Annotated in this window: 24 protein-coding genes; 14 read left to right on the top strand and 10 right to left on the bottom strand. The window is 59.9% G+C overall.

Annotation, left to right across the window (positions count from 1 at the left end):
* Window positions 1-38 precede the first annotated feature (38 nt).
* The 7 genes from ACR0KL_RS11910 to ACR0KL_RS11940 all read right to left on the bottom strand — a co-directional run bounded on the left by ACR0KL_RS11910 (window position 39) and on the right by ACR0KL_RS11940 (window position 7,189).
* Window positions 39-932 (bottom strand): RDD family protein, encoded by an 894-nt coding sequence (locus ACR0KL_RS11910; protein WP_170681559.1) that lies wholly within the window; start codon window positions 930-932, stop codon window positions 39-41.
* Window positions 929-1,924 carry a stage II sporulation protein M gene (locus ACR0KL_RS11915; RefSeq protein WP_170681561.1) on the bottom strand — a complete coding sequence of 332 codons (996 nt, stop codon included), beginning with the start codon at window positions 1,922-1,924 and terminating at the stop codon, window positions 929-931. Before ACR0KL_RS11915 ends, ACR0KL_RS11910 begins: the two co-directional genes overlap by 4 nt.
* On the bottom strand, window positions 1,924-3,168 hold the full coding sequence (locus ACR0KL_RS11920) for a DUF58 domain-containing protein (protein ID WP_480777070.1): 1,245 nt from the start codon (window positions 3,166-3,168) through the stop codon (window positions 1,924-1,926). Before ACR0KL_RS11920 ends, ACR0KL_RS11915 begins: the two co-directional genes overlap by 1 nt.
* Window positions 3,169-3,203: 35 nt before the next feature.
* Entirely contained in the window at window positions 3,204-4,160 is a 957-nt protein-coding gene (locus tag ACR0KL_RS11925) for an AAA family ATPase (protein WP_170681562.1), read from the bottom strand.
* Window positions 4,150-5,460 carry a hypothetical protein gene (locus ACR0KL_RS11930; protein ID WP_170681564.1) on the bottom strand — a complete coding sequence of 437 codons (1,311 nt, stop codon included), beginning with the start codon at window positions 5,458-5,460 and terminating at the stop codon, window positions 4,150-4,152. Before ACR0KL_RS11930 ends, ACR0KL_RS11925 begins: the two co-directional genes overlap by 11 nt.
* Window positions 5,457-6,155 carry a DUF4129 domain-containing protein gene (locus tag ACR0KL_RS11935; RefSeq protein ID WP_170681566.1) on the bottom strand — a complete coding sequence of 233 codons (699 nt, stop codon included), beginning with the start codon at window positions 6,153-6,155 and terminating at the stop codon, window positions 5,457-5,459. Before ACR0KL_RS11935 ends, ACR0KL_RS11930 begins: the two co-directional genes overlap by 4 nt.
* Window positions 6,156-6,301: 146 nt before the next feature.
* Window positions 6,302-7,189, bottom strand: coding sequence for a MurR/RpiR family transcriptional regulator (locus tag ACR0KL_RS11940; RefSeq protein WP_170379200.1), 888 nt, complete (start codon window positions 7,187-7,189; stop codon window positions 6,302-6,304).
* Window positions 7,190-7,326: 137 nt separating this feature from the next.
* Between ACR0KL_RS11940 and ACR0KL_RS11945 the strand changes: the two genes are divergently transcribed.
* From ACR0KL_RS11945 to ACR0KL_RS11970, 6 genes are read left to right on the top strand one after another with little or no spacing between them, the layout of a single operon-like run.
* The gene (locus ACR0KL_RS11945; RefSeq protein WP_480555089.1) at window positions 7,327-8,409 is read left to right on the top strand and encodes an alcohol dehydrogenase family protein; all 1,083 of its coding nucleotides are present in this window, start codon (window positions 7,327-7,329) and stop codon (window positions 8,407-8,409) included.
* Window positions 8,406-8,984, top strand: coding sequence for a dimethylsulfonioproprionate lyase family protein (locus tag ACR0KL_RS11950; protein ID WP_170681569.1), 579 nt, complete (start codon window positions 8,406-8,408; stop codon window positions 8,982-8,984). Before ACR0KL_RS11945 ends, ACR0KL_RS11950 begins: the two co-directional genes overlap by 4 nt.
* A complete protein-coding gene (locus ACR0KL_RS11955; RefSeq protein WP_170681571.1) occupies window positions 8,981-10,087 on the top strand; it encodes an enolase C-terminal domain-like protein in 1,107 nt (368 codons plus the stop codon). The genes ACR0KL_RS11950 and ACR0KL_RS11955 overlap by 4 nt, the downstream gene beginning before the upstream one ends.
* Window positions 10,088-10,110: 23 nt before the next feature.
* The gene (locus ACR0KL_RS11960; protein ID WP_170681606.1) at window positions 10,111-10,368 is read left to right on the top strand and encodes a cupin domain-containing protein; all 258 of its coding nucleotides are present in this window, start codon (window positions 10,111-10,113) and stop codon (window positions 10,366-10,368) included.
* Window positions 10,365-11,474: a mandelate racemase/muconate lactonizing enzyme family protein gene (locus ACR0KL_RS11965; RefSeq protein ID WP_170681573.1), complete on the top strand. Its 1,110-nt coding sequence runs from the start codon at window positions 10,365-10,367 to the stop codon at window positions 11,472-11,474. The genes ACR0KL_RS11960 and ACR0KL_RS11965 overlap by 4 nt, the downstream gene beginning before the upstream one ends.
* A gap of 27 nt (window positions 11,475-11,501) precedes the next feature.
* Window positions 11,502-12,773, top strand: a complete 1,272-nt coding sequence (locus ACR0KL_RS11970) for an aminotransferase class III-fold pyridoxal phosphate-dependent enzyme (protein ID WP_170681575.1) — start codon at window positions 11,502-11,504, stop codon at window positions 12,771-12,773.
* Between the two features lie 214 nt (window positions 12,774-12,987).
* Here ACR0KL_RS11970 and hemC read toward each other — a convergent pair whose 3' ends face one another.
* Window positions 12,988-13,950 (bottom strand): hydroxymethylbilane synthase, encoded by a 963-nt coding sequence (hemC, locus tag ACR0KL_RS11975; protein WP_480777071.1) that lies wholly within the window; start codon window positions 13,948-13,950, stop codon window positions 12,988-12,990.
* Between the two features lie 106 nt (window positions 13,951-14,056).
* Here hemC and hemE point away from each other — a divergent pair, with 106 nt between their 5' ends.
* Window positions 14,057-15,091 carry a uroporphyrinogen decarboxylase gene (gene hemE, locus ACR0KL_RS11980; RefSeq protein ID WP_170681579.1) on the top strand — a complete coding sequence of 345 codons (1,035 nt, stop codon included), beginning with the start codon at window positions 14,057-14,059 and terminating at the stop codon, window positions 15,089-15,091.
* A 39-nt stretch (window positions 15,092-15,130) separates the two neighbouring features.
* Here hemE and ACR0KL_RS11985 read toward each other — a convergent pair whose 3' ends face one another.
* On the bottom strand, window positions 15,131-16,258 hold the full coding sequence (locus ACR0KL_RS11985; RefSeq protein WP_480777072.1) for a CaiB/BaiF CoA transferase family protein: 1,128 nt from the start codon (window positions 16,256-16,258) through the stop codon (window positions 15,131-15,133).
* A gap of 126 nt (window positions 16,259-16,384) precedes the next feature.
* Between ACR0KL_RS11985 and ACR0KL_RS11990 the strand changes: the two genes are divergently transcribed.
* The 7 genes from ACR0KL_RS11990 (at window position 16,385) to uvrC (ending at window position 23,079) form a co-directional block, all read left to right on the top strand.
* Window positions 16,385-17,314, top strand: a complete 930-nt coding sequence (locus ACR0KL_RS11990) for an ABC transporter ATP-binding protein (protein WP_170681583.1) — start codon at window positions 16,385-16,387, stop codon at window positions 17,312-17,314.
* On the top strand, window positions 17,311-18,072 hold the full coding sequence (locus tag ACR0KL_RS11995) for an ABC transporter permease (RefSeq protein WP_170379180.1): 762 nt from the start codon (window positions 17,311-17,313) through the stop codon (window positions 18,070-18,072). Before ACR0KL_RS11990 ends, ACR0KL_RS11995 begins: the two co-directional genes overlap by 4 nt.
* Before the next feature lie 104 nt (window positions 18,073-18,176).
* The gene (locus ACR0KL_RS12000; protein ID WP_170681585.1) at window positions 18,177-18,974 is read left to right on the top strand and encodes a S49 family peptidase; all 798 of its coding nucleotides are present in this window, start codon (window positions 18,177-18,179) and stop codon (window positions 18,972-18,974) included.
* A gap of 1 nt (window position 18,975) precedes the next feature.
* Window positions 18,976-19,146 carry a hypothetical protein gene (locus tag ACR0KL_RS12005; protein WP_170553847.1) on the top strand — a complete coding sequence of 57 codons (171 nt, stop codon included), beginning with the start codon at window positions 18,976-18,978 and terminating at the stop codon, window positions 19,144-19,146.
* On the top strand, window positions 19,143-20,114 hold the full coding sequence (locus ACR0KL_RS12010) for a calcium/sodium antiporter (RefSeq protein ID WP_170681587.1): 972 nt from the start codon (window positions 19,143-19,145) through the stop codon (window positions 20,112-20,114). Before ACR0KL_RS12005 ends, ACR0KL_RS12010 begins: the two co-directional genes overlap by 4 nt.
* A gap of 20 nt (window positions 20,115-20,134) precedes the next feature.
* Entirely contained in the window at window positions 20,135-20,914 is a 780-nt protein-coding gene (locus ACR0KL_RS12015) for an SDR family oxidoreductase (protein WP_170681589.1), read from the top strand.
* Window positions 20,915-21,204: 290 nt separating this feature from the next.
* Entirely contained in the window at window positions 21,205-23,079 is a 1,875-nt protein-coding gene (gene uvrC / locus ACR0KL_RS12020; RefSeq protein WP_170681591.1) for an excinuclease ABC subunit UvrC, read from the top strand.
* Here the strand turns inward: uvrC and ACR0KL_RS12025 are convergent.
* Window positions 23,076-23,960, bottom strand: coding sequence for a DMT family transporter (locus ACR0KL_RS12025; RefSeq protein WP_170681593.1), 885 nt, complete (start codon window positions 23,958-23,960; stop codon window positions 23,076-23,078). The genes uvrC and ACR0KL_RS12025 overlap by 4 nt on opposite strands.
* Window positions 23,961-24,021 lie beyond the last annotated feature (61 nt).

Consider the following 24,021-nt stretch of genomic DNA (forward strand, 5'->3'; position numbering starts at 1 on the left):
TTCTGCTTCTCGCTTGGGTAAATCTGCAACAGGCGTGGTTAGCCTTGTTTGTCTGCCTCGCCGTGGAATTTATCGGCGCGTTTGTCGCCGAACAACTGGCGCTGTTCCAAGAAGGCGCGTTGTGCTTTGTAGAAGGCCTCGAGAAAGGCAAGCTGGTCTTCGGGGCGGACCGCATCGGCGTAGTCGATCTTGCGCCGGACCTGTTCGAAAATTGCGGCCATGGTTTCCTTTTTCCGTTTGTGTGCCTCGGGCCCGGTCGAGCGTGCCGCGCCGCGCAAAAACCCTTCGAGGGTCTGCAACTCGAACGCGCCGTAATGTTCAAGCTGATGGGTCAGAAATTGGAATCGGGGCTGGGTGGCGGTGGCGGGCTTGATTGCTTTGGACATATCGGGCAGCAGGATCGGCTTGGGCAGGTGGATCACATAGGTGCCTGCGATAATGTCCCCCAGCCGTTGGCTGCGCTTGTTGAACACCGGCACCGCAACCACGCCCAGTATCCAGGCCAGCGAGATCAGCGAAGGGATCAGGGCCTCGGCATTCAGGGTCAGAACCAGCGTGCCAGGCAGAAAAATCTCGGCCTCTTTCATCAGGTTGCGAACGACGAGGGATTGCGTTGTCAGCGCCTGACCATCGGCCGAGACCACCTTGATCTTCATCATGCGCTTACCGATGGTCTGGCCATTCCACACCAACTCGGACGCGGCGTAGTAGGGGATGCGGATGATGAAGAACAGCATCGCGGCAACGGCCACAAGCGCCTCGGGCGGGACAACGTCGATGGCCAGCAAAAGCAGGAAGAAGGCGACGGCGCCGACCCCAGTAATCAGGATGTCGGCGAATTGGGCGGCCATGCGCACGCCCACACCCGCAACCCGGAAGTACAGCGGCACACCTTCGGGGGGCAGTAGACGGTCGAGTTTGGGTTGGGTCATGACCGTTTCCTTCCGCCCATGCAGAACCACAGCAGCCACAGCGCACCGATCCCCCAGCCGATGGCGATGCGCGTGGTGCGGTCCTGTACCAACTGCCTACCGAAACCTTCCAGCAGGGCGGCGGCGACCAGCATCATGGCGGCAATCAGCGCCAGTTTCACCGCATCATGCCCGGCGGCCCGCAATGCCGCGCGGCGTGTGAGCTGGCCGGGGAACAATACGGCGAGGCCCAGTTTCAACCCGCCCGCGCCCGCGATGCAGATCGCCGAAAGCTCGGTCACGCCGTGGATCGACAACCAGCCGAAAAGGTCCCAGCCCAAGCCCCGATCAATGTGCAGCGCATAAAACACGCCCAAAATCAGCCCGTTATAGAATAGCAAGAGAACCGTTGGCGCGCAGAGGAATGCCCCAAGCCCAAACACAAAGATCGCGATACGTGTGTTGTGCGAGAACAGGTAAGTAGCAAAAGCCCCCAGCCCGGATCCGTCCTCCTCGCCATAGATGGCCGAGCGCAGATAGTCCGTACTGGCATCTGGCCCGCGCCCCCCGGCCAGTTCGGTGGGCATGAAGACGAAGAACCATTCGGGATTGTCGAAGTAGAAGAAATACCCGGCGATAGCGCCAGCCGCCATGCACAGAAACCCCAAAAGGGTGACGCGCCAGGAGGACCGCATCGCTTGTGGCCCACCGCTGGTCAGGAACTTGCGGATGATCCCGCCCAGCCGTTGTTGCGGGGCGTAGACACTCAGATAGGCGCGGCTTGTCAGCGCCTCGAGATACTCCAGCAACCCGCGATCCAATGAGATTTCGCGCGCGATGGATAGTGATGTTGTGGCCTGCCGGTAGAGGTCGGCCAGATCGCGCGCCTCTTGAAAGCTCATGCGGTGCAGGCCCTGACCTTCGGCCTTGTCGACCAGATCGGACAAGCGTCGCCAGTCGCCTTCGCGTTCCTGCCGGAACCGGGCCGAGCGGATCAGGTCAGCGTTGGACATCAGATCATCTCTCGCGCTTTGATTTCCAGATAGGTGGAGATCAGCCGCGCCGAGATCTCGCTCGGTTCGGCGTCAATCACGGTCACGCCGATCTGTTGCAGCCGTTCCAGCACAAGGCGGCGTTCGCGCAGAAGCTGCCCGGTCGAAACGGTCTCGGCCACGTCGTTCATGTCCTGCGGAGCCGTGTTGACCTGCGCATCGAGGACTGGATCACGCAGGGTGACGAAAACGATCAGGTGCCGCTTGGCCAGCGCGTTGATGTTCTCGACCATCAGCTCTGCCGAGGTGGTATCGACGAAATCCGAAAACACGATGATCAGGCTGCGTTTCGGGGTGCGCCCGTTCAGCTCGGTCATGGCGAGGGTGTGGTTGGTCTCGACGCTTTCATATTGCAGCTCGGCTGTGCGGCTGCGCAGTCGGGTGAACGCTGCGCGCCCCGGTTCGGGGGGCAGGAACATGCGCGGCTTGGCGTCATAGGCGTAAAGTCCGACCAGATCCCCCCCGATGGCTGCGGCCCAGGCGGTGGCAAGTGCCGCGGTGATGGCATGGTCGATCTTGGGCAGGCCCGCAATCTCCTCGCGCATCTGATAGCCGTTGTCCAAGGCGATGATGACATGGTGGTTGCGCTCGGCCCGAACCTCTTTGGCGACCAAAGACCGATGCCGCGCTGACCGCTTCCAGTCGATCGAGTTCGCATCCATGCCGGGTACGAAATCCCTCAACTGGTGAAACTCGGTGCCCTCACCGATGGCGCTGTTTTCCTTTACGCCGAACAGACGGGATTGGACCGTTGTCGAAATTTCACCCGATTGTACACGGCGGATGTTGGGCACGATCGCCAGTTCAAGCCCAAAGGCGATTTTCGGGACGAATTCGAACAGTTTGAACCGGGAAGACCAGCTGAGCCATAGATGCGAGAGGCGCCATTTTCCCCGGCGAATGGCGCGAAATGGAATGCGCATCTGACCGCTGGACAGATCGAACCGGGCCGGTCCTTCTATGCCTTCGGGCCAGTGTACCTGTCCGGTCATGCCTGAGGTCGCTGGGGTGACGATCAAGGCGATCTCGTCCTGTTCGCCCACGAATATATCGCCCAGCGGCTCGACCGAGACAGAACGGCGGCGTGGCCAGGACAGTAGCAGGTCACCTACGGCCAGCACGCACAGAACCACCCACGGCACCCCGGCTACGGTGCGGGTTGCTTCGCCCATGACAACGGCGACCAGTGACAGGCCAAGCGCCACGCAGGCCGCCACCAGCAATATGCGCGAGGGACGGATCAGCGGGGGGCCTCGATCTGGTTGAGGATGTTCTCCAATACCTGCTGAGGCCCGCGGCCTTCGATTTCGGCGGCGGGGGACAGAACGATGCGGTGTTGCAGCGCGTGGATGATCAGTGTTTTGACGTCATCAGGAATGGCAAAATCGCGCCCGTTCAGCGCAGCCGTTGCACGGGTCGCCCCGGCAATGGCATCCGCCGCGCGGGTCGAGGCGCCAAAGGCGATATCCGCGCTTTCACGTGTCGCGCGCACGAGACGCAGGATATAGGCCAGAATGTCGTCATCCAGCACGATCTCATCAATCAACTGCCGGGCCGCTGCCATTGTCTGGGCATCCAGCAGAGGGCGCACTGTTTGCGTCGCACTCAAGGGGTCCAGAGGTGCATTGGCGTGTTTGCGCAGGATCGATAGTTCGACGTCTTCGGGCGGGAAGCTGAGGTTCACTTTGAACAGGAAACGGTCCAACTGTGCCTCGGGCAGCGGGTAGGTGCCTTGTTGTTCGATCGGGTTTTGGGTGGCAACAACGATGAACTCGGACCCCAGCGAATGGTCGGTGCCGTCGATGGTCACCATGCGTTCGTTCATCGCCTGCAGCAAGGCGGCTTGGGTCTTGGGCGGCGCGCGGTTGATCTCATCCGCCAGCAGAATCTGGCTGAAGACGGGGCCCTTGGTAAGAACAAACTCACTGGTCTGGAAATTGTAGATCGAGGTACCCAGAACGTCGCCCGGCATCAAGTCAGGTGTGAACTGAATACGCCCGAACTCAAGGTTCAACGCCCCAGCAAAGCTGCGCGCCAGAAGCGTCTTGGCGGTGCCCGGAGGCCCCTCAAGCAGCACGTGACCTCGCGCAAACAACGCCGTTAGCAGCAGGTCAACCGCCTCTTGCTGGCCTTGCACAACTTTACCGATTTCAGCCCTGAGGCTTTCGGCATGGGAAAACAATTCATCAAGCGTCATCGGCAAGTTGCTCCAGTATCAACTCAAATTGGTCCACATAGGGAATGGCATGTTCCGGTCCAAGATGCGGGGGCAGGGCGCGGATGGATGCGACCAGATCTTCCAATTTTGCAGTCAGGTCCGGCTTTCGGGCGCGAATGTAGGTGAGGTACGCCTCCTCAGGCGCGCCGCGCAGGGCGTGCGAGGTACCGAACACCGATGCCGCGCGGGCGCGCAGGCGGGTGTCGACGAAGTCCGACAGCAGCGCACCGTCCTGATCCGTCATGCGCATCAATCGGGCCCGGACCCGGTTGGCGGTGCGTTTGCCCGAACCGAGGCCAAGCGATAGATCAGCGACCGGCCCGCTGCGCACCCCACCGCGCCAGACCGCAAGGGCCAGCAGAAGCCCCGCACCGATCCAAAGGGTCAGGAAGGGTGGTTCGAACAGGCGCTTCAGGTCGTCCCAGGTGCGTTCGCGCGCGACATGCTGTTGCGGGTCGGTCAGCCAGTTGCGGTCGCTATAGTCGATGATGATCCGCTTCTCGCCCGCGATCCCGGCCAACACTTGCGCCGCGATCCGGGCGTTGTCCCCCAAAACCAGCCCATGGTTGTTCATCAGATCCGGGTCGGACAGAACATAGATCTTCTGTTGTTCACGGTCGCGCGGCAGTGGGCAAAGGCCTAAAACCATAGCGCCCCGACGCCCCACCAGCGGCTCGCAGCCTTGCCCGTCAAAGACCTGCGCCGCATAAAGGCGGGCGGTCAGCGCATCGTCAGAGGCCACGTCAAAGTCGGTGAATGGAACGCGGGCCGAGCGGATTGTGCCGACATCCGAACCAACAATCCCATGTAGAACGCCCTCGATCCCTTCTTCGGGGGACAACAGAATAGGGTGCCCCAACCCGGTCAGCCTCAGGCCCGAGCGCCATTTGGGCAAGATCACAAGGCTGGGGGTGGACTGCGCCTTGTCGCGGATCACGTCCAGAGTCTGATCGAACTCATCCGGTTGCAGTAGCAGTTCGTCTTTGGTCTGCGCGCGCGCGCGATCTTTGCCCGGCTGAGTGTCATAGATGGGCTGGATCAACAGGCCAATAGTGCTGCGGTCCAGCGGCCAGCCGCCGGTAAAGGTTTGTGCGATGTGGCCTTGATCACGCAGCCATAGCTCTAGCCCGTCGAACCCGGTCGAGGAGTCGCGCAGCGCATATTGCCGGCCGGCCATCACATAGAGGAAAATGCCGATGCACAGCGCGCCGATGATGCCAAAGATGATCCAGTCGACCCGGACCCGCTCGGGTGCTGCAATATTGGCCGTATCGCTCATGCGCGGACCTCGCGCAGAATTGGGCGGATGCGCGCCAGCAGCGCGTTGAAGTCGGGATCGCTGATGGAGCGGTGGCCGAAATGCACCCGTTCACTTTCCAGCACCAGCGCGCGCAAGTCGGAGATGTACCAGAGGCTCTGCGGCAGTCTGCGCAGCGCCTCGCGGTGGGTCCAGCTGCGCTTGAAAAGAACCTCATTGGCGCTGAGGCAACGGGTCAGGACCAGTTGCGCCAGCCCGACGACGGCCTGGTTGCGATCCTCCTGCCTCAGAATGGCGTCCAGATCGGGCAATTCCTCGTCTGTCTCGGGCGCGTCCACTGACGGCTTTCCGGCGCGCTTTGCGTTGCTTGCCCCCGACCCGAAAGAAACCGACGTTCGACCCACGCTGAGGTACAGGATCCATGCCAACACGGCCAGAACCAGTGCCGCGATGATCCCCACCGTCCAGTTGGTATCAAGAGAGACGGTCTGAGATTCCGCCTCGGGTTTGGGTGAGAATTTGGTGTCCAGCGGAGGGGCCGGTTGGGTGGGGTCGAAATACACCACATCCGTGTCGATCCCGCGATAGCGAACGGTCTTTAGATAGTCCTGTCCCGAAGGGCTAAGTTCAGTCGGCGAAAGCGCTTTGTCTTGCGCTGTCGCCAGTGTGGGAGCGCAGAAAAGAAACGATAGAAATAGGGCCGTCAAAAAACGCATTGGGCTATCGTTAGTTCACTCTCGTCATGCATGCAATCGGCAGAATGCGCCTCGCGCATGGATTGACCACGGCGGGTACTCGACCGGTGTTTGTCGCGCCCATGTGGCGATTTCATGACAGGTTTGCAGAGCGAGGTCGGGTGTGACTATTCGGGCTCTTCCGCGTAGAGGCCAAGCTCATGCCTGCGCTGGTGGAACCGCGCGACGCGATCAACGATTTCATCACTGGAAACGGCGATCACGAAGGACAAAAGCGTCTCAAGCAAAGCAATGGTCGAGACCGACGAGGGGAAGAACTGCGGCGTGTCCGCAGACAGAACAAACCCGTGCTGTGCGTTCAGGATCACAGGGCTGGCCGGGCTGTCCGAGATGCCAACGACCGTCATACCTTGCTGGCGCGCCAGCTTGATCGCCTCGATCACTTCGGTCCGATAGGGGTGGCAGGTAATCGCAATGAGCACGTCCTGTTCATCCGCCCAAGCCAGATCGTCCACCGGGGTCGAGCCGGAACGGGGGATGGCGTGAAACTGCTTCATGCCGGTCGAGGCGAGATAGGTGAAGTTGCGGGCGTTCGAGTTGTTCACCCCAACGCCTAGCGTAAAGATCTGGCGGCAATTCCAGATATCCTCGGCAGCGGCCTGCAGTTGTTTGGCGTCGATCCTGGCAAAGGTCTCTTCGATATTGCGGATCGCCGCGCCGATCATATCGGCATAGAGCCCGCCCAGCTCACCGGACTTACCGATATCCTGAAGCCACCGGGCGCGGTCAGGAAATGAGACCGATCCCTGCCGGATCGCCTGTCGGAACGGGGCGCGAAAATCCTCATAGCCTTCAAAGCCGACTTGTCGGGCCATGCGGACAAAGGTGTTGGGTTTGACATTGGCGGCTTCGGCAATTTCACGCACGGTTGAGACACCGACATCGGTGGGGTTCTCCAACACATAGCGCGCGGCCTTTTGGGCCTCGGGTGTCAGGGCCTCCCACTCCTCGGCCAGACGGTCGAGAACGATTGATGATACATTTGTGTCATTCATTGTTGACCGTGGTACACTTGTGAAATTAGCCTGTCGAGCAGATTCGCACACCGGGCGCACCAAGATGGTCGAAAACGCCGGTATGTGGCCCCCGAAACACCTCTGCCGACCTGCGGCGCATTTGAGGAGACTACTGGATGAGTTTGCCTGACACAATGAAGGCGATGGTGACCATGGGTCATGGCGGGTTGGAGCAGATGGTGCTGCACGAAAACTGGCCCCGCCCCGAGCCCGCTGCTGGTGAGGTGTTGATCAAGGTTGCCGCTTGCGGGCTGAACAACACGGATGTGAACACACGCTCGGGCTGGTACTCCAAGACCGTCACAGATGCGACCACGGGCGGTGCGTTTGAAGAGGTGGGCGAGGATGACCCAACCTGGGGCGGCGCTCCAATTACCTTTCCTCGCATTCAGGGTGCCGATATCTGCGGTGAAATCGTTGCCGTCGGTGCAGGCGTGGATGCAGCGCGGATTGGCCAAAGGGTGATCACCGATGGCTGGCTGCGCGATCCGGATGATCCCGAAAACATGGACAAAACGGGCTACTATGGGTCCGAACGGGATGGCGGTTTTGCTGAATACGCAACGACGCTGGCCGTCAACGCGGTGCCGATCACATCAAACCTGTCGGATGCCGAGCTTGCGACCTTCTCCTGTTCCTATTCCACGGCCGAGGGCATGCTGACCCGGGCAAATGTCACGGAAAAAGACACGGTTCTGGTTCCGGGGGCCTCAGGTGGCGTCGGAGGGGCGCTTGTGCAACTGGCCAAGCGGCGTGGCGCTCGGGTGATCGCGTTGGCGTCTGAAGCCAAACATGCCGATGTCGCAGCTCTGGGGCCAGACATGATCCTGCCGCGCGCGCCGGAAAACCTGCGTGCTGCGCTGGGCGATGAGAAGATCACTGTGGTGGCCGACGTGGTCGGTGGTCCCTACTGGGCGAAGCTGATCGACATTCTGGAACGGGGCGGGCGTTATACCTGTTCAGGTGCCATCGCTGGCCCCATGGTCGAGTTTGACCTGCGAACCTTCTACCTGCGCGATCTGACCTTCACAGGCTCGACTGTGATTGACCCGCAGGTCATGCAGAACCTCGTGAAGTACATTGAAGCGGGTGAGATCAAACCTGCACTTGCAGCCACCTATCCGCTTGAGGAACTTCGGGACGCGCAAGCCGCGTTCATTGCCAAGCAACACACTGGCAATATCGTGGTGATCCCATGACCTTGGATGATGTGCTGCAGGCCGCGCAGTTGGTGCATCAAACGCACCCCAATCTGTCCGCCTTTGGAGAATGGCCATCGGACCTTTCGGCGGTAGAACTTGAACCGAACCATATCCCTGCTGCGGATCAGGTTCGCGAGCTGACCCTCTCGGGCAGTGCTGAGACGCAGGCTTTGGTTGAGGCGATAAAGGCGACCACCCATTTGGCCCAGTGGAAACACACCTACACGGTGGAGGAGGTCGGTGCCGAGTTTCTCAGCCGCTATGGCTACTACGAATTGTTCGGCCCGACCGGTCATTTTCATTCAACCCAGCTGCGCGGCTATGTCGGCTATTGGGGGCCGGGTCTGGCCTATGGCTGGCACAGCCATCAGGCGGAGGAGCTTTACTTGACGCTGGCCGGGGGTGCTCTGTTCAAGGTCGATGGGGAAGAGGTGTTTGTCGGCCAGGGTCAGACCCGCAGTCATGAAAGCTGGCAAAGCCACGCGATGATTACAACGGATCAGCCGATCCTGACCTTCGTGCTTTGGCGTGGCGAAGGGATGGGGGATTTGCCCAGAATGGACGCAGCATGAAGATCACCCGAATCCGCGTGTTTCAAACCGGGCTGCCCTATGTCGGCGGCGCGTATGTCTGGGGTGCGGGGAACGCCATTGAGACGGCCACGGCCTCGGTCGTGGTCATCGACACGGATGCAGGTGTGCAGGGTTGTGGCGAGTTCACGCCCTGCGGCGAGAACTACATGGTCGCGCATTCCGAAGGCGTTGTGGCGCTGGCGCGGCTGGTCGCGCCGCACTTGCTGGGAGAAGATCCGCGTCAGGTTGGCCGGATCGAGCAGTTGATGGACCATCTGGTGCAGGGGCATGGCTACGCGAAGGCTCCGTTCGATGCGGCGTGCTGGGATATCCTCGGGCAGGCCTGTGATCAGCCAGTCTGGATGCTACTGGGTGGGAAGCTGACGGATGGCGCGCCTATGTACCGGGTCGCGCCGCAAAAGGCGGTAGATGAGACGGTGGCCGAGATGAATGCCTATCGCGATCAAGGCTACCGGCAATTCCAGATCAAGGTCGGGGGTGACTGGGCCGCCGATATTGACCGTATCCGGAGCACGGTTCCTTTGTTGCAACCGGGTGAAAAGGCGATGGCGGATGCCAATCAGGGCTGGCGGGTCGACAATGCCATCCGGGTGGCGCGCGCGACTCGGGATCTGGACTTCATTCTCGAACAGCCCTGCCGCACCTATGAAGAATGTCAACAGGTCCGCCGTGTCGCCGAACAACCGTTGAAGCTGGACGAATGCGTGACCGGTATCCACATGGCGCAACGCATTGTCGCAGATCGTGGGGCCGAGATCTGCTGTCTGAAAATCTCGAACCTCGGTGGGCTCAGCAAGGCGCGGCGCGTGCGGGACTATCTGGTCGAAAACCGCATTCCTGTGGTCAGTGAAGACACCTGGGGAGGTGAAATCACAAGCGCGGTCGTGGCGCATTTTGCGGCCTCGACTCCACCCGAGTATCTTCAGAACACGACTGACCTGATGAACTACAACACCCGGTCGACCGGAATTGGCGGCCCGGTGTCGCGGAATGGCAAGCTTTATGCCTCGGATACGCCTGGCTTGGGGGTCGTGCCGGATTTCGAAAGCCTCGGCGCGCCGGTAGAGGAGTTCCGCCTGTGAGAGACCAAGCCAAAGCAACCCAGATGATTGACGACGCGCGCGTACGGGTCACGCGGTTTGACTTTGCCCCCGGCGCCGAAACCGGCTGGCACCGCCACGCGATGGACTATGTGATCACCGCCGTCACCGATTGCCACATGCGTTTGGAATTGCCCGATGGAACAGTCAATGAGGTGACAGTGCCTGCCGGAACATCCTACCGCCGGGACCAAGGGGTCGAACACAATGTGATCAACGCGGGGGACCACCGCATGTCCTTTGTGGAAGTGGAACTGAAATGAAGATCACTCGACTAACGGTTTTTCAGGTCGATCTGCCGCTGGAGCATCCCTATTGGCTGTCTGGTGGGCGGCTGAAGTTCGAAAACCTCGACGCAACGATTGTGAAGGTTGAAACGGATGCGGGTCTGACGGGATGGGGTGAAGGCACGCCCTGGGGCCACACCTATGTGCCGGCACATGGGCCGGGTATCCGGGCCGGGATCGAAACCATGGCTTCTTTCATTCTGGGTCTTGATCCTCGTAAGGTGCTGGAGGTCGAGCGCGCGATGGACCTCGCACTGCCCGGTCACCTCTATGCCAAAAGCCCGATTGATATGGCCTGCTGGGACATCGCTGGTCAGGCCGCGGGTCTGCCGATTGCCGATCTGATGGGCGGAGGCTCGCGCACGCCGCGCCCGATTGCCTCGTCCGTCGGGGCGAAGACCGTTGTGGAAACCCGCGAAGTCATCGAACGCTATCGTAGCCGGGGTTACATCGCGCATTCGGTCAAGATCGGTGGTGATGTGGAGAGAGACATCGCCCGCGTTCGGGATGTGGAAAGCCTCCGCCGACCGGGTGAAATTGTCCTCTACGACGTCAATCGAGGCTGGACTCGGCAACAGGCTCTGCGCGTGATGAGCGCCTGTGAGGACCTGAACGTGATGTTCGAACAGCCGGGCGAGACGCTGGACGACATCGCAGCGATATCGGCGAAACATGCCTCGCCCGTCTCGGTGGATGAGTCGCTTGTCACCTTGCAGGACGCCGCCCGGATCGCGCGGGATGGTCTGGCCGAGATATTCGGGATCAAGCTGAACCGGGTTGGTGGGCTGACCAAGGCTGCGCGGATGCGGGACATTGCGTTGGCTCATGGGATCGACATGTTCGTCATGGCCACTGGAGGCTCCGTGCTGGCCGATACTGAAGCGCTGCATCTGGCCGCCACCATCCCCGATGACAATTGCCACGCCGTCTGGGCCTGTCAGGACATGATCACCGTCGACATCGCAGGTGGGCGCGGCCCGCGCAACGTGGACGGCCATCTGCATCTGCCCGACACGCCCGGCCTTGGTGTGCATCCCGACGAAGACGCTCTGGGCGCCCCGGCGGCCGTTTATAGCCTCTGATTTTCTTGACGATGGAGATCGCGTGATATGCTCAAGATAAACACTCAATCCGAATGGATCGACCGCGCCAAGGCGGCTCTGCCGGCGGGTGGGTTCGGCAATTTCGACCCTGGCATCATGGTCTCACGCGGCGAAGGCAGCCGCGTCTGGGATGAGGATGGGAACGAATACATCGACTACCTGATTGGCTCGGGCCCGATGCTTTTGGGTCATGGCCACCCCGAAGTGCTTGAGGCCGTTCTGGAGCAACTGCCCAAGGGCATGACCTTCTTTGCAAATAACAGCAAAGGTGTCGAACTGGCCGAGGCGATCATTGACGCCGTGCCTTGCTGTGAACAGGTGCGCTTTGTCGCCTCGGGCGGTGAGGCGGATATGTACGCGATCCGTCTGGCGCGCGCCTATACCGGTCGGGACAAGATCCTGAAATTCGAAGGCGGCTATCACGGCATGAGCGCCGAAGCGCAGATGAGTCTCGCCCCCAGCCGCGAGGTGAATTTCCCGCAAGCCGTGCCTGACAGTGCTGGTATTCCTTCAGGCGTCGCCGAACAGATGCTGATCGCGCCCTTCAACGACCTTGAGGCGGTCGAGACCTTACTAAACGAACATGACGATATCGCCGCGATCATGGCAGAGCCTTTGCAGCGCATCATTCCCCCACTGCCGGGATATCTGCAGGGCCTGCGCGCGCTGTGTGACAAATACAATGTGCTGCTGATCTTTGATGAGATCGTCACCGGTTTCCGTCTGGCCTATGGCGGGGCGCAGGAACGGTACGGTGTGACACCCGATATCTGCACGCTGGGTAAAATCACCGGCGGTGGCTTCCCTCTGGCCGCGCTGGGCGCAAGCGCTGAGATCATGAAGCATTTCGACAAATCGCAGGTGGGTGAGGCCGGATGGCTGATGCAGTTGGGCACTCTGTCAGGTAACCCTGTGGCCTCGGTCGCCGGGTTGAAAACGATGGAGATTTTGCGGCGCGAGGGGACATATGAGCAGCTGCGCGCAACAGGCGCGGCCTTGCAGCAGATGCAGGTGGATGAGCTAACGAAAGCGGGTATTCCCCATCAGATCTGCGGCGACGAAACGCTGTTTGACGTCTATTTCACCGAAACCCCCTGCCGCGACTACCGCAGCGCTAGACACGACGACCCCAAACGGAACGCGCTCTACAATGATGTTCTACGGGAGAACGGGATTTTCAAATCTCCGGGCAAACTCTACCCGTCTCTGGCGGTGACCGAGGCCGATCTGGAGCAAACGCGCGAAGCGGTGAAACAAGCGGTCGCGGCACTGGGCTGATCAAAAGAAAACGGGCCGCTGTCGAAATTGACAGCGACCCGTTCACCTATTGCAGTCTGGGCGTAGCCTCGCCCCCTCGAATACTTGTTAAAACACCAACAATCTGAAAACTTTCGATACTTTCGAGGCTATCCAGTCTTGCAACCGGTATGGCCTATTAATGCCTGTCTTTTCGGAATGCCACAGTGAACAAGTTCACTTTGGTTAAAATTATTTAGGATTTTTTCCAATCGAAGAAACCGGGGCCTGCCTGACGCAGCAGAGTGCCGGCCATTTCCCAGCCCATCTCGGTGGCGTCTTCAATTGCGCCCGTTGTGTTTTCCGCAATGGCCTCGGATCCGTCGGGGCGCAGAACCTCGCCCCGCAGCCGCATTTGACCGTTCTCGATTTCGCAAAGCCCGGCGATGGGGGTCTCGCAAGATCCGTCCAGCCCGGCCAGTAGCGCACGCTCCGCTGTCAGACGTTGACCGGTTTCAGCGTGATGAATCGCTTCAAGCAGTTCGGCGGCCCGGCTGTCTGTTTCGCGGCGTTCAATGCCGATCGCGCCTTGCGCGATGGCGGGCAGTATATCGTCCGTCGAAATCGCGGTGGCAGGGACGTCCTCCATCCCCAGTCTACGGATGCCGGCCATGGCCAGAAAGGTGCAATCAGCCACGCCGTCCGCCAGTTTCTTCAGGCGGGTCTGCACGTTGCCACGAAATTCAACCACATTCAGGTCAGGGCGGCGGTTCAGCAATTGAGCCCTACGCCGCAGGGATGAGGTGCCGACAACGGCGCCCTCGGGCAGGTCGTGGATCGAGGTGAATTGCGGGGAAATGAACGCATCGCGCACATCCTCTCGAGGCAAAAACGTATCCAACACCAGCCCAGCGGGCTGTTCGACGGGCATATCCTTGGTCGAATGAACGGCGATATCGATATCGCCGCGCAGCATCGCCTCTTCGATTTCCTTCGTGAAAAGGCCTTTGTTGCCGATCTCTTTCAACGGGCGATCTGCGTCGATCATGGCGCGGTTGTCGCCGGTGGTTTTGATCACCACGATCTCAAACGCCTCATCGCTCAACCCAAATGCATTGCGCAGCCTCTGGCGGGTCTCACAAGCTTGCGCCAATGCCAGCGGAGAGCCTCGGGTGCCAATTTTGAGCGGCGATGCGGGGGTGGGCAGAGTCAGTGTCATGGACACCAGCTTTAGTCGCGTCACATTGCCCTGACAATGGGGGCAGTGCTTGACAAATTGCCACTGAGCGCCGACCCGTGGACGAAACGCAAGATTGAGGGCGATGATGGCTGAGACGAAGAAATTGCTGCGGGCACTGGCCGGAGAGGTTCAGGACATTCCGCCGATCTGGATGATGCGTCAGGCCGGGCGGTATCTGCCGGAATATCGCGCGACACGCGCGCAAGCAGGAGATTTCCTGTCGCTCTGCTACAATCCCGAACTGGCGGCCGAGGTCACCTTGCAGCCCATTCGCCGCTATGGGTTTGACGCCGCAATCCTGTTTGCTGACATCCTACTGGTTCCCCAAGCGCTGGGTGCGGACTTGTGGTTTGTCACAGGCGAAGGCCCGCGCTTGTCTACGATCACGCAGCAATCCGACTTTGACGTGTTGAAGCCGGTTGAGGACATTCATGAGACCCTGTCCCCGGTCTATGAAACTGTGCGTATCCTGTCGAAGGAACTGCCGTCCGAGACGACCTTGATCGGATTCGCAGGCGCGCCTTGGACTGTCGCAACCTATATGATCGCAGGGCGCGGCACGCCTGATCAGGGTCCTGCGCATGCGCTGCGCGAGGAGAATAACGCCCTGTTTGAGGCTCTGTTGGAGCGGATTACACTGGCGACGATCGAGTATCTGTCGGCTCAGATCGACGCCGGGGCCGAGGTGGTCAAGATCTTTGACAGCTGGGCCGGGTCGTTGAAAGGCGACGCCTTCCAGAAATACGCGGTTGAGCCCTGCCGCGTGATCACGCAGGCCATTAAGGCACGCCATCCCGGTATTCCAGTCATTGGCTTCCCGCGTGAAGCGGGCGAGGGCTATGTCGGGTTTGCCAAGGCAACTGGTGTGGATTGTGTGGCGCTGGACAACTCGGTCGCGCCTGACTGGGCGGCGGCGCATGTGCAGGTGGACGGTTGTGTGCAGGGGAACTTGGCGTCGTCCCATATGGTGACGGGCGGTCAGGCGCTGGTGGATGAGACGCGGCGGATTGTTGAGGCGTTCCGCAAGGGGCCGCATATCTTCAACCTTGGCCACGGGATTACGCCGGATGCGGATCCTGAGAACGTGCAGTTGATGATCGACACGGTGCGCGGGCGATAGAGGGAAGGGGGCCAGCCCCCTTCTTGGCCTTCGGCCAATTCATCCCCCGGGATGTTTTTGGCCAGATGAAGAGGCGGATCGGTCTTGGCCGGAGAGTTCGTCCAGAATGTCTTGCGTGTGTTCGCCTCGGGCCGGGCTGGGTTTGGCACTCCATTGCGTGTTCAAAAAACGGGGCGCTGCGGCGGCTTGCAAGGTGCCATCCACAGATTGCCAGGTTTGGCGGGTGGTGTTCATGGGGTGGTTTTTCGCCTCAATCGGGTCAAGGACCGGGGCGACGCAGGCATTGGTTTCGTGAAACAGCGCGGCCCAGTGATCTCGGGGCTTGGTCAGGAATAGGTCCGTCAGTTTCTTCGTTTGGTCCGGCCAGAGTTTTGGGTTGAATTGCTCCTGCAACTCGGCGTTTTGTGACAGGCCCAGAACGTTCAGGAATTCGGCGTAGAATTTTGGCTCAAGGCATTGGACCGTGACGAAGCCATCATCGGCGCAGCGGTAGGTGCGGCTCCAATGTGGACCGTCAAGCAGGCTTTGGCCGCGCGTCTCGGACAGGTTTCCGGTTTGGCGCATGCTCATCAGCAGGTTCATCATATGCGCCGAACCATCGTAGATGGCCGCGTCGACGACGGTGCCCTGACCGGTGTGCCGGGCGTTGAGCAAACCGGCGAGGAGGCCGGTGACCAGATACATCGCGCCGCCGCCAATGTCTCCGACGAGAGTAGCTGGGGTTTGCGGCGGTGTTTCAGGTTGCGCCGCGTACCAAAGCGCGCCCGAAAGGGCGATGTAGTTGAGGTCATGCCCGGCGGTGTGTGACAAGGGGCTGTCCTGTCCCCAACCGGTCATGCGTCCGTAGACCAGTTTGGGGTTCAGCGCATGGCAGATGTCGGTCCCCAGTCCCAATTTCTCCATCACGCCGGGGCGGAAGCCTTCGATCAGTGCGTCGGCGGTGGTGATGAGTTCCTTGGCGGTGTTCAGGTCGGTTGCATCCTTTAGATCAAGCGCAATGGACCGTTTGCCCCGGTCCAGCACCGAGCGTTCCGGCATGCCGGGTGTCACACTGCCGCCCTTGCGATGGATGGTGATCACATCTGCACCGAGATCAGCCAGCAGCATGGCCGCGAAGGGGCCGGGGCCCAGGCCTTCGATCTCGATAATGCGTATTCCGTTCAGCATGGATCTCTCCGGTATATGCAGCGTTCCCCGGACCCTACAGCAATTCTGCGCAGAGCTCTGTGCGAAATTGGCCTGTTCCACCGGGAGGCGAAACGATAGGGTCTCTGCCAGAACGGGGAAACAGGCATGACTACCATTTTGTCGATCAAGGATTTGCGCAAATCCTATGCGGACGGGTTTGAGGCGCTGAAAGGCGTGTCGCTGGACATCGAGGAAGGTGAAATCCTTGCTCTGCTCGGGCCGAACGGGGCGGGGAAGACAACGCTGATCTCGACCATTTGCGGGATCACCACACCGACCTCGGGCAGTGTCTCGGTTGGCGGGCACGATATCCAGGCCGAGTTCCGCGCCGCCCGCAAAATGATCGGTCTGGTGCCGCAGGAAATCGCGTTGGAGCCGTTCGAGAAGGTCTATAATACGGTGCGGTTTTCCCGAGGGCTGTTTGGCTATGGCAATGACAGCGCGCGGATCGAAGAGATCCTGCGCAAACTGTCGTTGTGGGATAAACGCAAGAACGCGATCAAGGAACTTTCCGGGGGCATGAAGCGCCGGGTTCTGATCGCCAAGGCCTTAGCCCATGAACCGCGCATTCTGTTTCTGGATGAGCCCACCGCCGGTGTCGATGTCGAGCTGCGCAAGGATATGTGGGAGATCGTCGCTGAGCTGAAGCAGGCGGGCGTAACCATCATTTTGACAACGCATTACATCGAAGAGGCCGAAGCCATCGCTGACCGTGTGGGTGTCATCGACAAAGGTGAGCTGCTGCTGGTTCAGGATAAAGACACTCTGATGGCGCAGATGGGTAAGAAACAGATCGAGGTCATGCTGACCGAGCCCATCTCGGCCATCCCGGACGGTTTGGCCGCGCATAATCTGGTTTTGAACGGAAATCGCGACGCGCTGATCTATACCTATGACACCAATGCGGATCGAACCGGGATTACGACGCTGCTGAATGACGTGGCCCAATCGGGGCTGGTCCTGCGGGATGTGCAGACAAGGCAATCCAGTCTGGAAGAGATCTTCGTCAATCTGGTATCGGGAGAGGCCGCATGAACTGGACCGCCATTGCCGCCATCTACCGGTTTGAGATGGCCCGCTTTTTCCGCACTCTGGCTCAGAGCTTTCTGTCGCCGGTCCTGTCGACCTCGCTGTATTTTGTGGTCTTTGGCACGGCCATCGGTAGCCGGATTCAAGAGGTTGAGGGCGTCTCATACGGGGCATTTATCGTGCCCGGGCTGATCATGTTGTCGGTGGTCATGCTGGCGATCTCGAACGCATCGTTCGGGATCTATTTTCCCAAGTTTCTGGGCACGATCTATGAGTTGCTCTCCGCCCCAGTCAATTTCATCGAGATTGTCATAGGTTACGTAGGCGCGGCCGCCACCAAGGCGCTGTTCGTCGGTCTGGTGATCCTTGCGACTGCGACATTCTTCGTCGACATCCGGATCGAGCATCCGCTGGCGATGGCCGCGTTTCTGGTGCTGTCCTGCCTAAGCTTCTCGCTGTTGGGGTTCATAATCGGGATATGGGCCAGTAACTTTGAGCAGATGTCGTTGGTGCCGCAGTTGGTTGTCACACCGCTGATCTTTCTAGGGGGCACGTTCTATTCGATCTCGATGCTGCCGCCGCTATGGCAGACGATCACCTTGTTCAACCCGGTGGTTTACCTGATTTCGGGCTTCCGCTGGTCGTTTTATGGGCTGGCAGATGTACCGATCGTGTTCAGCCTTTTGGCCATCGTGGCCTTCACCGGACTGTGCCTTGCGATCATCTGGTGGATCTTCAAAACAGGCTGGCGCATCCGCAGCTAGTGCGTTGCATTTTTGCCCATCGGTGTGAGGAAATTGTCTAACGCCGCGTTTTGCATTCGGCGAGTCCCTTGTTTAGCCGATGGGGGCACTCTACATCGGCACCCATGAAACTCAGCCTGCCTTTTATCAAAAAACCGCCCGTTGTGGCCGTCGTTCGCCTGTCCGGTGCCATCGGTATGGCCGGGCGTGGCGCGTTGAATGATACCTCGCTGGCACCTGTGCTGGAAAAGGCCTTTCGCAAAGGCAAGCCTGCGGCCGTCGCGCTCGAGGTCAACTCGCCCGGCGGGTCGCCTGTGCAAAGCTCTCTGATCGGCGCGCGTATCCGACGGCTGTCGGATGAGCTTGAGATACCGGTCGTGGCCTTTGTCGAAGACGTGGCGGCGTCGGGCGGGTATTGGCTGGCGGCGGCAGCAGATGAAATCTGGGCTGACGACAGCTCGGTCCTTGGGTCGATCGGTGTGATCTCGGCCGGGTTCGGAGCACATGAGTTTCTGGTGAAACAGGGTTTTGAGCGGCGTGTTCACACGGCCGGGAAGTCGAAATCCATGCTCGACCCGTTCCGCCCGGAAAAGGAAGAGGATGTCGCGCGGCTGGAACGCCTTTTGGAAGACATCCACGGGAATTTCATCACCCATGTCAAAACCCGTCGTGGGGACAAGCTGGACGCAGATGCTGATCTGTTCACAGGCGAAATCTGGCTGGCGCGACGCGCGCAGGAGCTGGGCTTGATCGAAGGCATCGCCCATCTGAAACCCAAGATGCAGGAGCGTTTCGGCGACAAGGTGAAGTTCCGCCGCTACGGCGTGCGTAAACCACTTTGGTCACGTTTCGGGGCCGCGCTGGCGCAGGACGCCGTAGCGGGGCTAGAGGAGCGGGCGGCCTTCGCGCGTTTCGGTCTGTAGCGTGATCATCAAGATCGTCACTCTGTTTCTGGTCGCCATGGGTGTATTGGCGATGTTCGGAAAGCTGCGCTTTCCGGGCCAAAACCGGTTGAGTTCTGCCAAATGTCCGCGTTGCGGTCGGTTCAAGATCGGCAAAGGCCCCTGTGCCTGTGAAAAAGGAGGCCGGACATGACGGCATGGCTGCTCTCCGGCCTCGGATTGGTGATCTTGCTGCTGGCAGGTGATGCGCTGGTGCGCGGTGCGGTCAACCTAAGCCTGCGGTTGGGCGTGCCCGCCCTGATCGTCAGCCTGACGATCGTTGCCTTTGGGACGTCTGCACCCGAGCTTTTGATTGCGATCAGCGCGGTGAAGGAGAACGCACCGGGCATCGCATTGGGTAACGTCGTCGGCTCCAACACCGCGAATATCCTTTTGGTTCTGGGCTTGCCTGCCTTGTTGGCAACGCTGCACACCAGCGAATGCGATAGCCGCAAGAACTATGTCTTCATGCTGTTGGCGAGCGTCCTCTTCATCGGCCTGGCCTTCTGCGGGGTATTCAATCTGATCAGCGGCGCCATTCTGCTGGCTGCCCTTGGGCTTGTGTTGTGGAACGCGTTTCGCGAAGCCAAGGCTCATCGCAAAGCCTGCGCCGATGCAGCCGGGGCATGTGGCGACGACGAAGAGCTGGACGGTTTGGAAGAGGCCGATCCGAACATGCCCTATTGGAAGATATCGATCTACGTGGTCCTTGGCCTGATCGGTCTGCCCATGGGCGCGCATCTATTGGTCGAAAACGCCACCGAAATCGCCCTGATGTACGGGATCACCGAAACGGTGATCGGTTTGACACTTGTGGCTGTCGGAACGTCTCTGCCTGAACTGGCAACGACCGTTATGGCGGCGCTACGGCGCCAGGCGGACGTTGCGCTCGGCAACGTGATCGGCTCGAACATGTTCAACCTGCTGGCAATCGTCGGTATTGCCACGTGGTTCGGAAACATCCCAGTCGACCCGGAATTCCTTGAATTCGACCTGTGGGTCATGCTGGGCGCCTCGCTGTTGCTGATCCCGTTTGTGTTCTTCAAACAGGATATTTCGCGGATCTGGGGTCTGGTGTTGACTTTCCTTTATGCGCTTTATGTCACCACATTGCTGATGTGATCTGACGGAAAGAGGTATCCATGTCCCGAGCGCTAGTAACCGGAGCCGGCATCCGCTTGGGCCGAGCCATGGCCCTTTATCTGGCAGGGCGCGGGTATGATGTCGCCGTACACTATGCGACCTCGGAACAGCCCGCGGCTGAGACGGTTGCAGAAGTTCAGGCGCTGGGCCGCAAAGCTGTGGCGCTACAGGCCGATCTTCTGGATGAGGCGCAGGTGACCGCCCTGCTGCCTCGCGCGGCTGAGGCTCTGGGCGGGCCGATCACTTGTCTGGTCAACAACGCGTCGGTCTTTGAGTATGACAATATCCACACGGCCACGCGCAAAAGCTGGGACCGGCACCTCGACAGCAACCTGCGCGCGCCCTTTGTTCTGACTCAGGCCATGGCCGAACAGGGCTTGCAACCTGAGACGGATGCGCAGGGAGAGCCGCAGGCCTCTGGCTTGATCGTCAACATGGTCGATATGCGGGTGCGGAAACTGACGCCCGAATTCATGAGCTACACCATCGCCAAGATGGGCCTGTGGGCGCTGACGCGCACGGCTGCCCAAGCGCTGACACCCGCAATCCGCGTCAACGCCATTGGTCCCGGACCGACCATGCAGGGACATCGTCAGAGCGAACAGCACTTCAAAACCCAGCGCGCCAACACAGTGCTGGAGCGGGGCTCGAACCCGTCAGATATCACCGCAGCACTGGGCTATTTTCTGGACGCGCATGCTGTCACTGGGCAGCTTTTGTGCGTGGATGGTGGGCAGCATTTGGGATGGCAAACGCCGGATGTGCTGGGCGTAGAATAAGTAAATCCGCTGCAAGTTTTGCACCGCTCTCATTGGCGTTACTTAGCCGTTACAAAAACGTCTTATTTTTCATACACTTGCTAAGCGTGTAAAAAAATATCGATAAAAAACAATCACTTAAGTATGTGCCTGTTTTTTGTGCAAATTGACGAACAAGCAAGGAAACAAGGAAGATTCTACGCTCACGGAAACTTATCTTCATACTTATCCACAGAAACCGTGGATTTGTTTTCTCTTGAAATGAAGCGCCCAAGATTGCAGCCATAGACAGAGAATCATATCTCAGGCCCATGACAACCCAGGACGAATCGACACCCGAGCTTCAGCCCACCGGTTATGCCTGCATCCAGCGCTATGTGAAAACGCTGGACAGCTCGCCCGGTGTGTATCGGATGTTGGATGCGGACAGTCGGGTTTTGTATGTAGGCAAGGCGCGGAACCTTAAAGCGCGGGTGTCGAACTACACGCGCCCGGGGCATTCGGGACGGATCGAGAAAATGATCGCGTCGACCGCCTCGATGATGTTCCTGACCACAAGGACCGAGACCGAGGCGCTGCTGCTGGAGCAGAACCTGATCAAGCAGCTCAAGCCCAAGTACAACGTGCTGCTGCGCGACGATAAGAGTTTCCCGAACATTCTGGTCGCCAAGGATCATGCTTATCCTCAGATCAAAAAGCATCGCGGTGCCAAGAAAGAGAAGGGCGCGTATTTCGGCCCATTTGCCAGCGCAGGTGCAGTGAACCGGACGCTGAACCAGCTGCAAAAAGCATTCCTTCTGCGCAATTGCTCGGATTCCATGTTCGACAGCCGCACGCGCCCCTGTCTTCTCTATCAGATCAAGCGGTGTTCGGGACCATGTGTCGGTTTGATTTCCGAGGGTGACTACCGCGAAAGCGTCAAGGATGCCGAACGCTTCCTCTCGGGCCGGTCCACCAAGGTGCAGGAGGAGTTGGCCGAACAGATGATGGCCGCCTCGGAGGCGATGGAGTTCGAACGTGCCGCCGGCCTGCGGGATCGTATTCGTGCGCTGACGCAGGTTCAAACCAGTCAAGGCATTAACCCGCGCGGCGTGACCGAGGCGGATGTGATTGGCCTTTATATGGATAGCGGGCAGGCCTGTGTGCAGGTGTTCTTCATCCGCGCGAACCAGAACTGGGGGAATAAGGATTTCTACCCTCGGGTCGGTGCGGATGTGTCCCCGGCTGAGGTGATGGAGGCGTTCCTCGGCCAGTTCTACGACAACAAGGAACCACCGCGTCAACTGATCCTGTCGGACGGGATCGAAAACGCGGATCTGATGGAGCAGGCGCTGACTGAGAAAGCCGGGCGCAAGGTTGAAATCCTCGTGCCCCAGCGCGGTGAGAAACAGGAACTGGTCGCCGGGGCCCTGCGCAACGCGCGTGAATCTCTGGCCCGTCGCATGTCTGAAAGCGCCACGCAGGCCAAACTACTGCGCGGTGTGGCTGAGGCGTTTGAGCTCGACGCGCCTCCGGCCCGGATCGAGGTCTACGACAACTCGCATATTCAGGGGACCAATGCGGTCGGCGGTATGATCGTCGCTGGCCCCGAGGGGTTCATGAAAAACGCCTATCGCAAGTTCAACATTCGCGGTGACGATCTGACACCCGGCGATGACTTTGGGATGATGAAAGAGGTTCTGACCCGCCGCTTCACCCGCCTGCAAAAGGAAGACCCGGATCGTGAAAAAGGCATGTGGCCCGATCTCCTGCTGATCGATGGCGGGGCCGGGCAGGTGAGTGCCGTGCATGAGATCATGGTCGAGCATGGCGTTGAAGACATCCCGATGGTTGGTGTCGCCAAAGGCGTTGATCGGGATCACGGCAAAGAGGAATTCCACCGCATCGGTCAGCGTGCTTTTGCCCTGAAGCGCAACGACCCCGTGCTGTATTTCATCCAGCGCCTGCGGGATGAAGCGCACCGTTTCGCCATCGGCACCCATCGCGCGAAACGGGCCAAGGCTGTGGGCGCGACACCATTGGATGAAATCCCCGGTGTAGGGGCCGCTCGCAAACGTGCACTGCTCACTCATTTCGGCAGTGCCAAGGCGGTCAGCCGGGCCAATCTTGCGGATCTGAAAGCGGTCGAAGGGATCTCGGCCGGGTTGGCGCAGAAGGTCTATGATTTCTTTCACGACAAGGGCTAGGCCTTTCGGCCGCGCCATAGAATATACAATCCCGAGGCCACGATCAGCGCGCTGCCGATCCACATGGTCTGATCCAGCGTCTCGCCAAACATTATAACGCCCAGCCCGACGCCAAACAGCAGGCGGGAATAGCGGAACGGCGTAACGGCCGAGACCTCGCCGGTTCGCATGGCTTTCATGAGCGAGGCATAGGCGGCAGTGCCCATCAGGATCGCTCCGCCCATGTGCAGGCTCGTATTCAGGTCCAGCGGAGCCATCGGCACCCCTTCCCAGAACTGATAGGCCAGACCGGCGACGATGATGCAGAGGAAGCCGTAGAAGCCCAGAACCTCGGTCCCCAGTGTCGCGGGTGCGGCGCGGCTGGCCAGATCGCGCCCGGCAAAGCCCAGCATGCCCAGGACGGCCAGGATCGACAGAGCCGAGAAGCTGTCTCCGGTCGGTTGAATGATGACCACGACGCCAATCAGACCAACCAGAATCGCGCTCCACCGTCGCCATCCGACGGTTTCGCCGAAAAACAGCGCGGCACCTGCCACTACCACCAGAGGGGTCGCCTGCAGGATCACGGTCGCCGCTGACAGAGGCGTCAGCGTGATTGCCAGCACGTAGAACATCCGCCCCAGGATCTCGAACAGAACGCGCACCTTCATGGGCCGTGACAGCACATCCCGATGCAACAGACTGGCGCCACGCAGCAGGGCGACGGCGGCGAAGATAATCGCGCCACCGGCACCGAACAGGATCAGGATCTGCCAGATCGGCAAATGCGCCGAGGCGCCTTTCAACAGCGCATCCTCGAGCGCGAAAAGTGCCATGCCCGCGATCATCCATGCGCTTCCGATCAGGTTTGATCGGGGGTCGGTTCGAATATGTGCAGTCATGGTCTTCCGTCGCTGCTGAGCCGTGCGCCAATCTGACCGCAAAGGCGCCCCGGGCCAAGCT

The organism is Ruegeria sp. C8, from assembly GCF_056537565.1.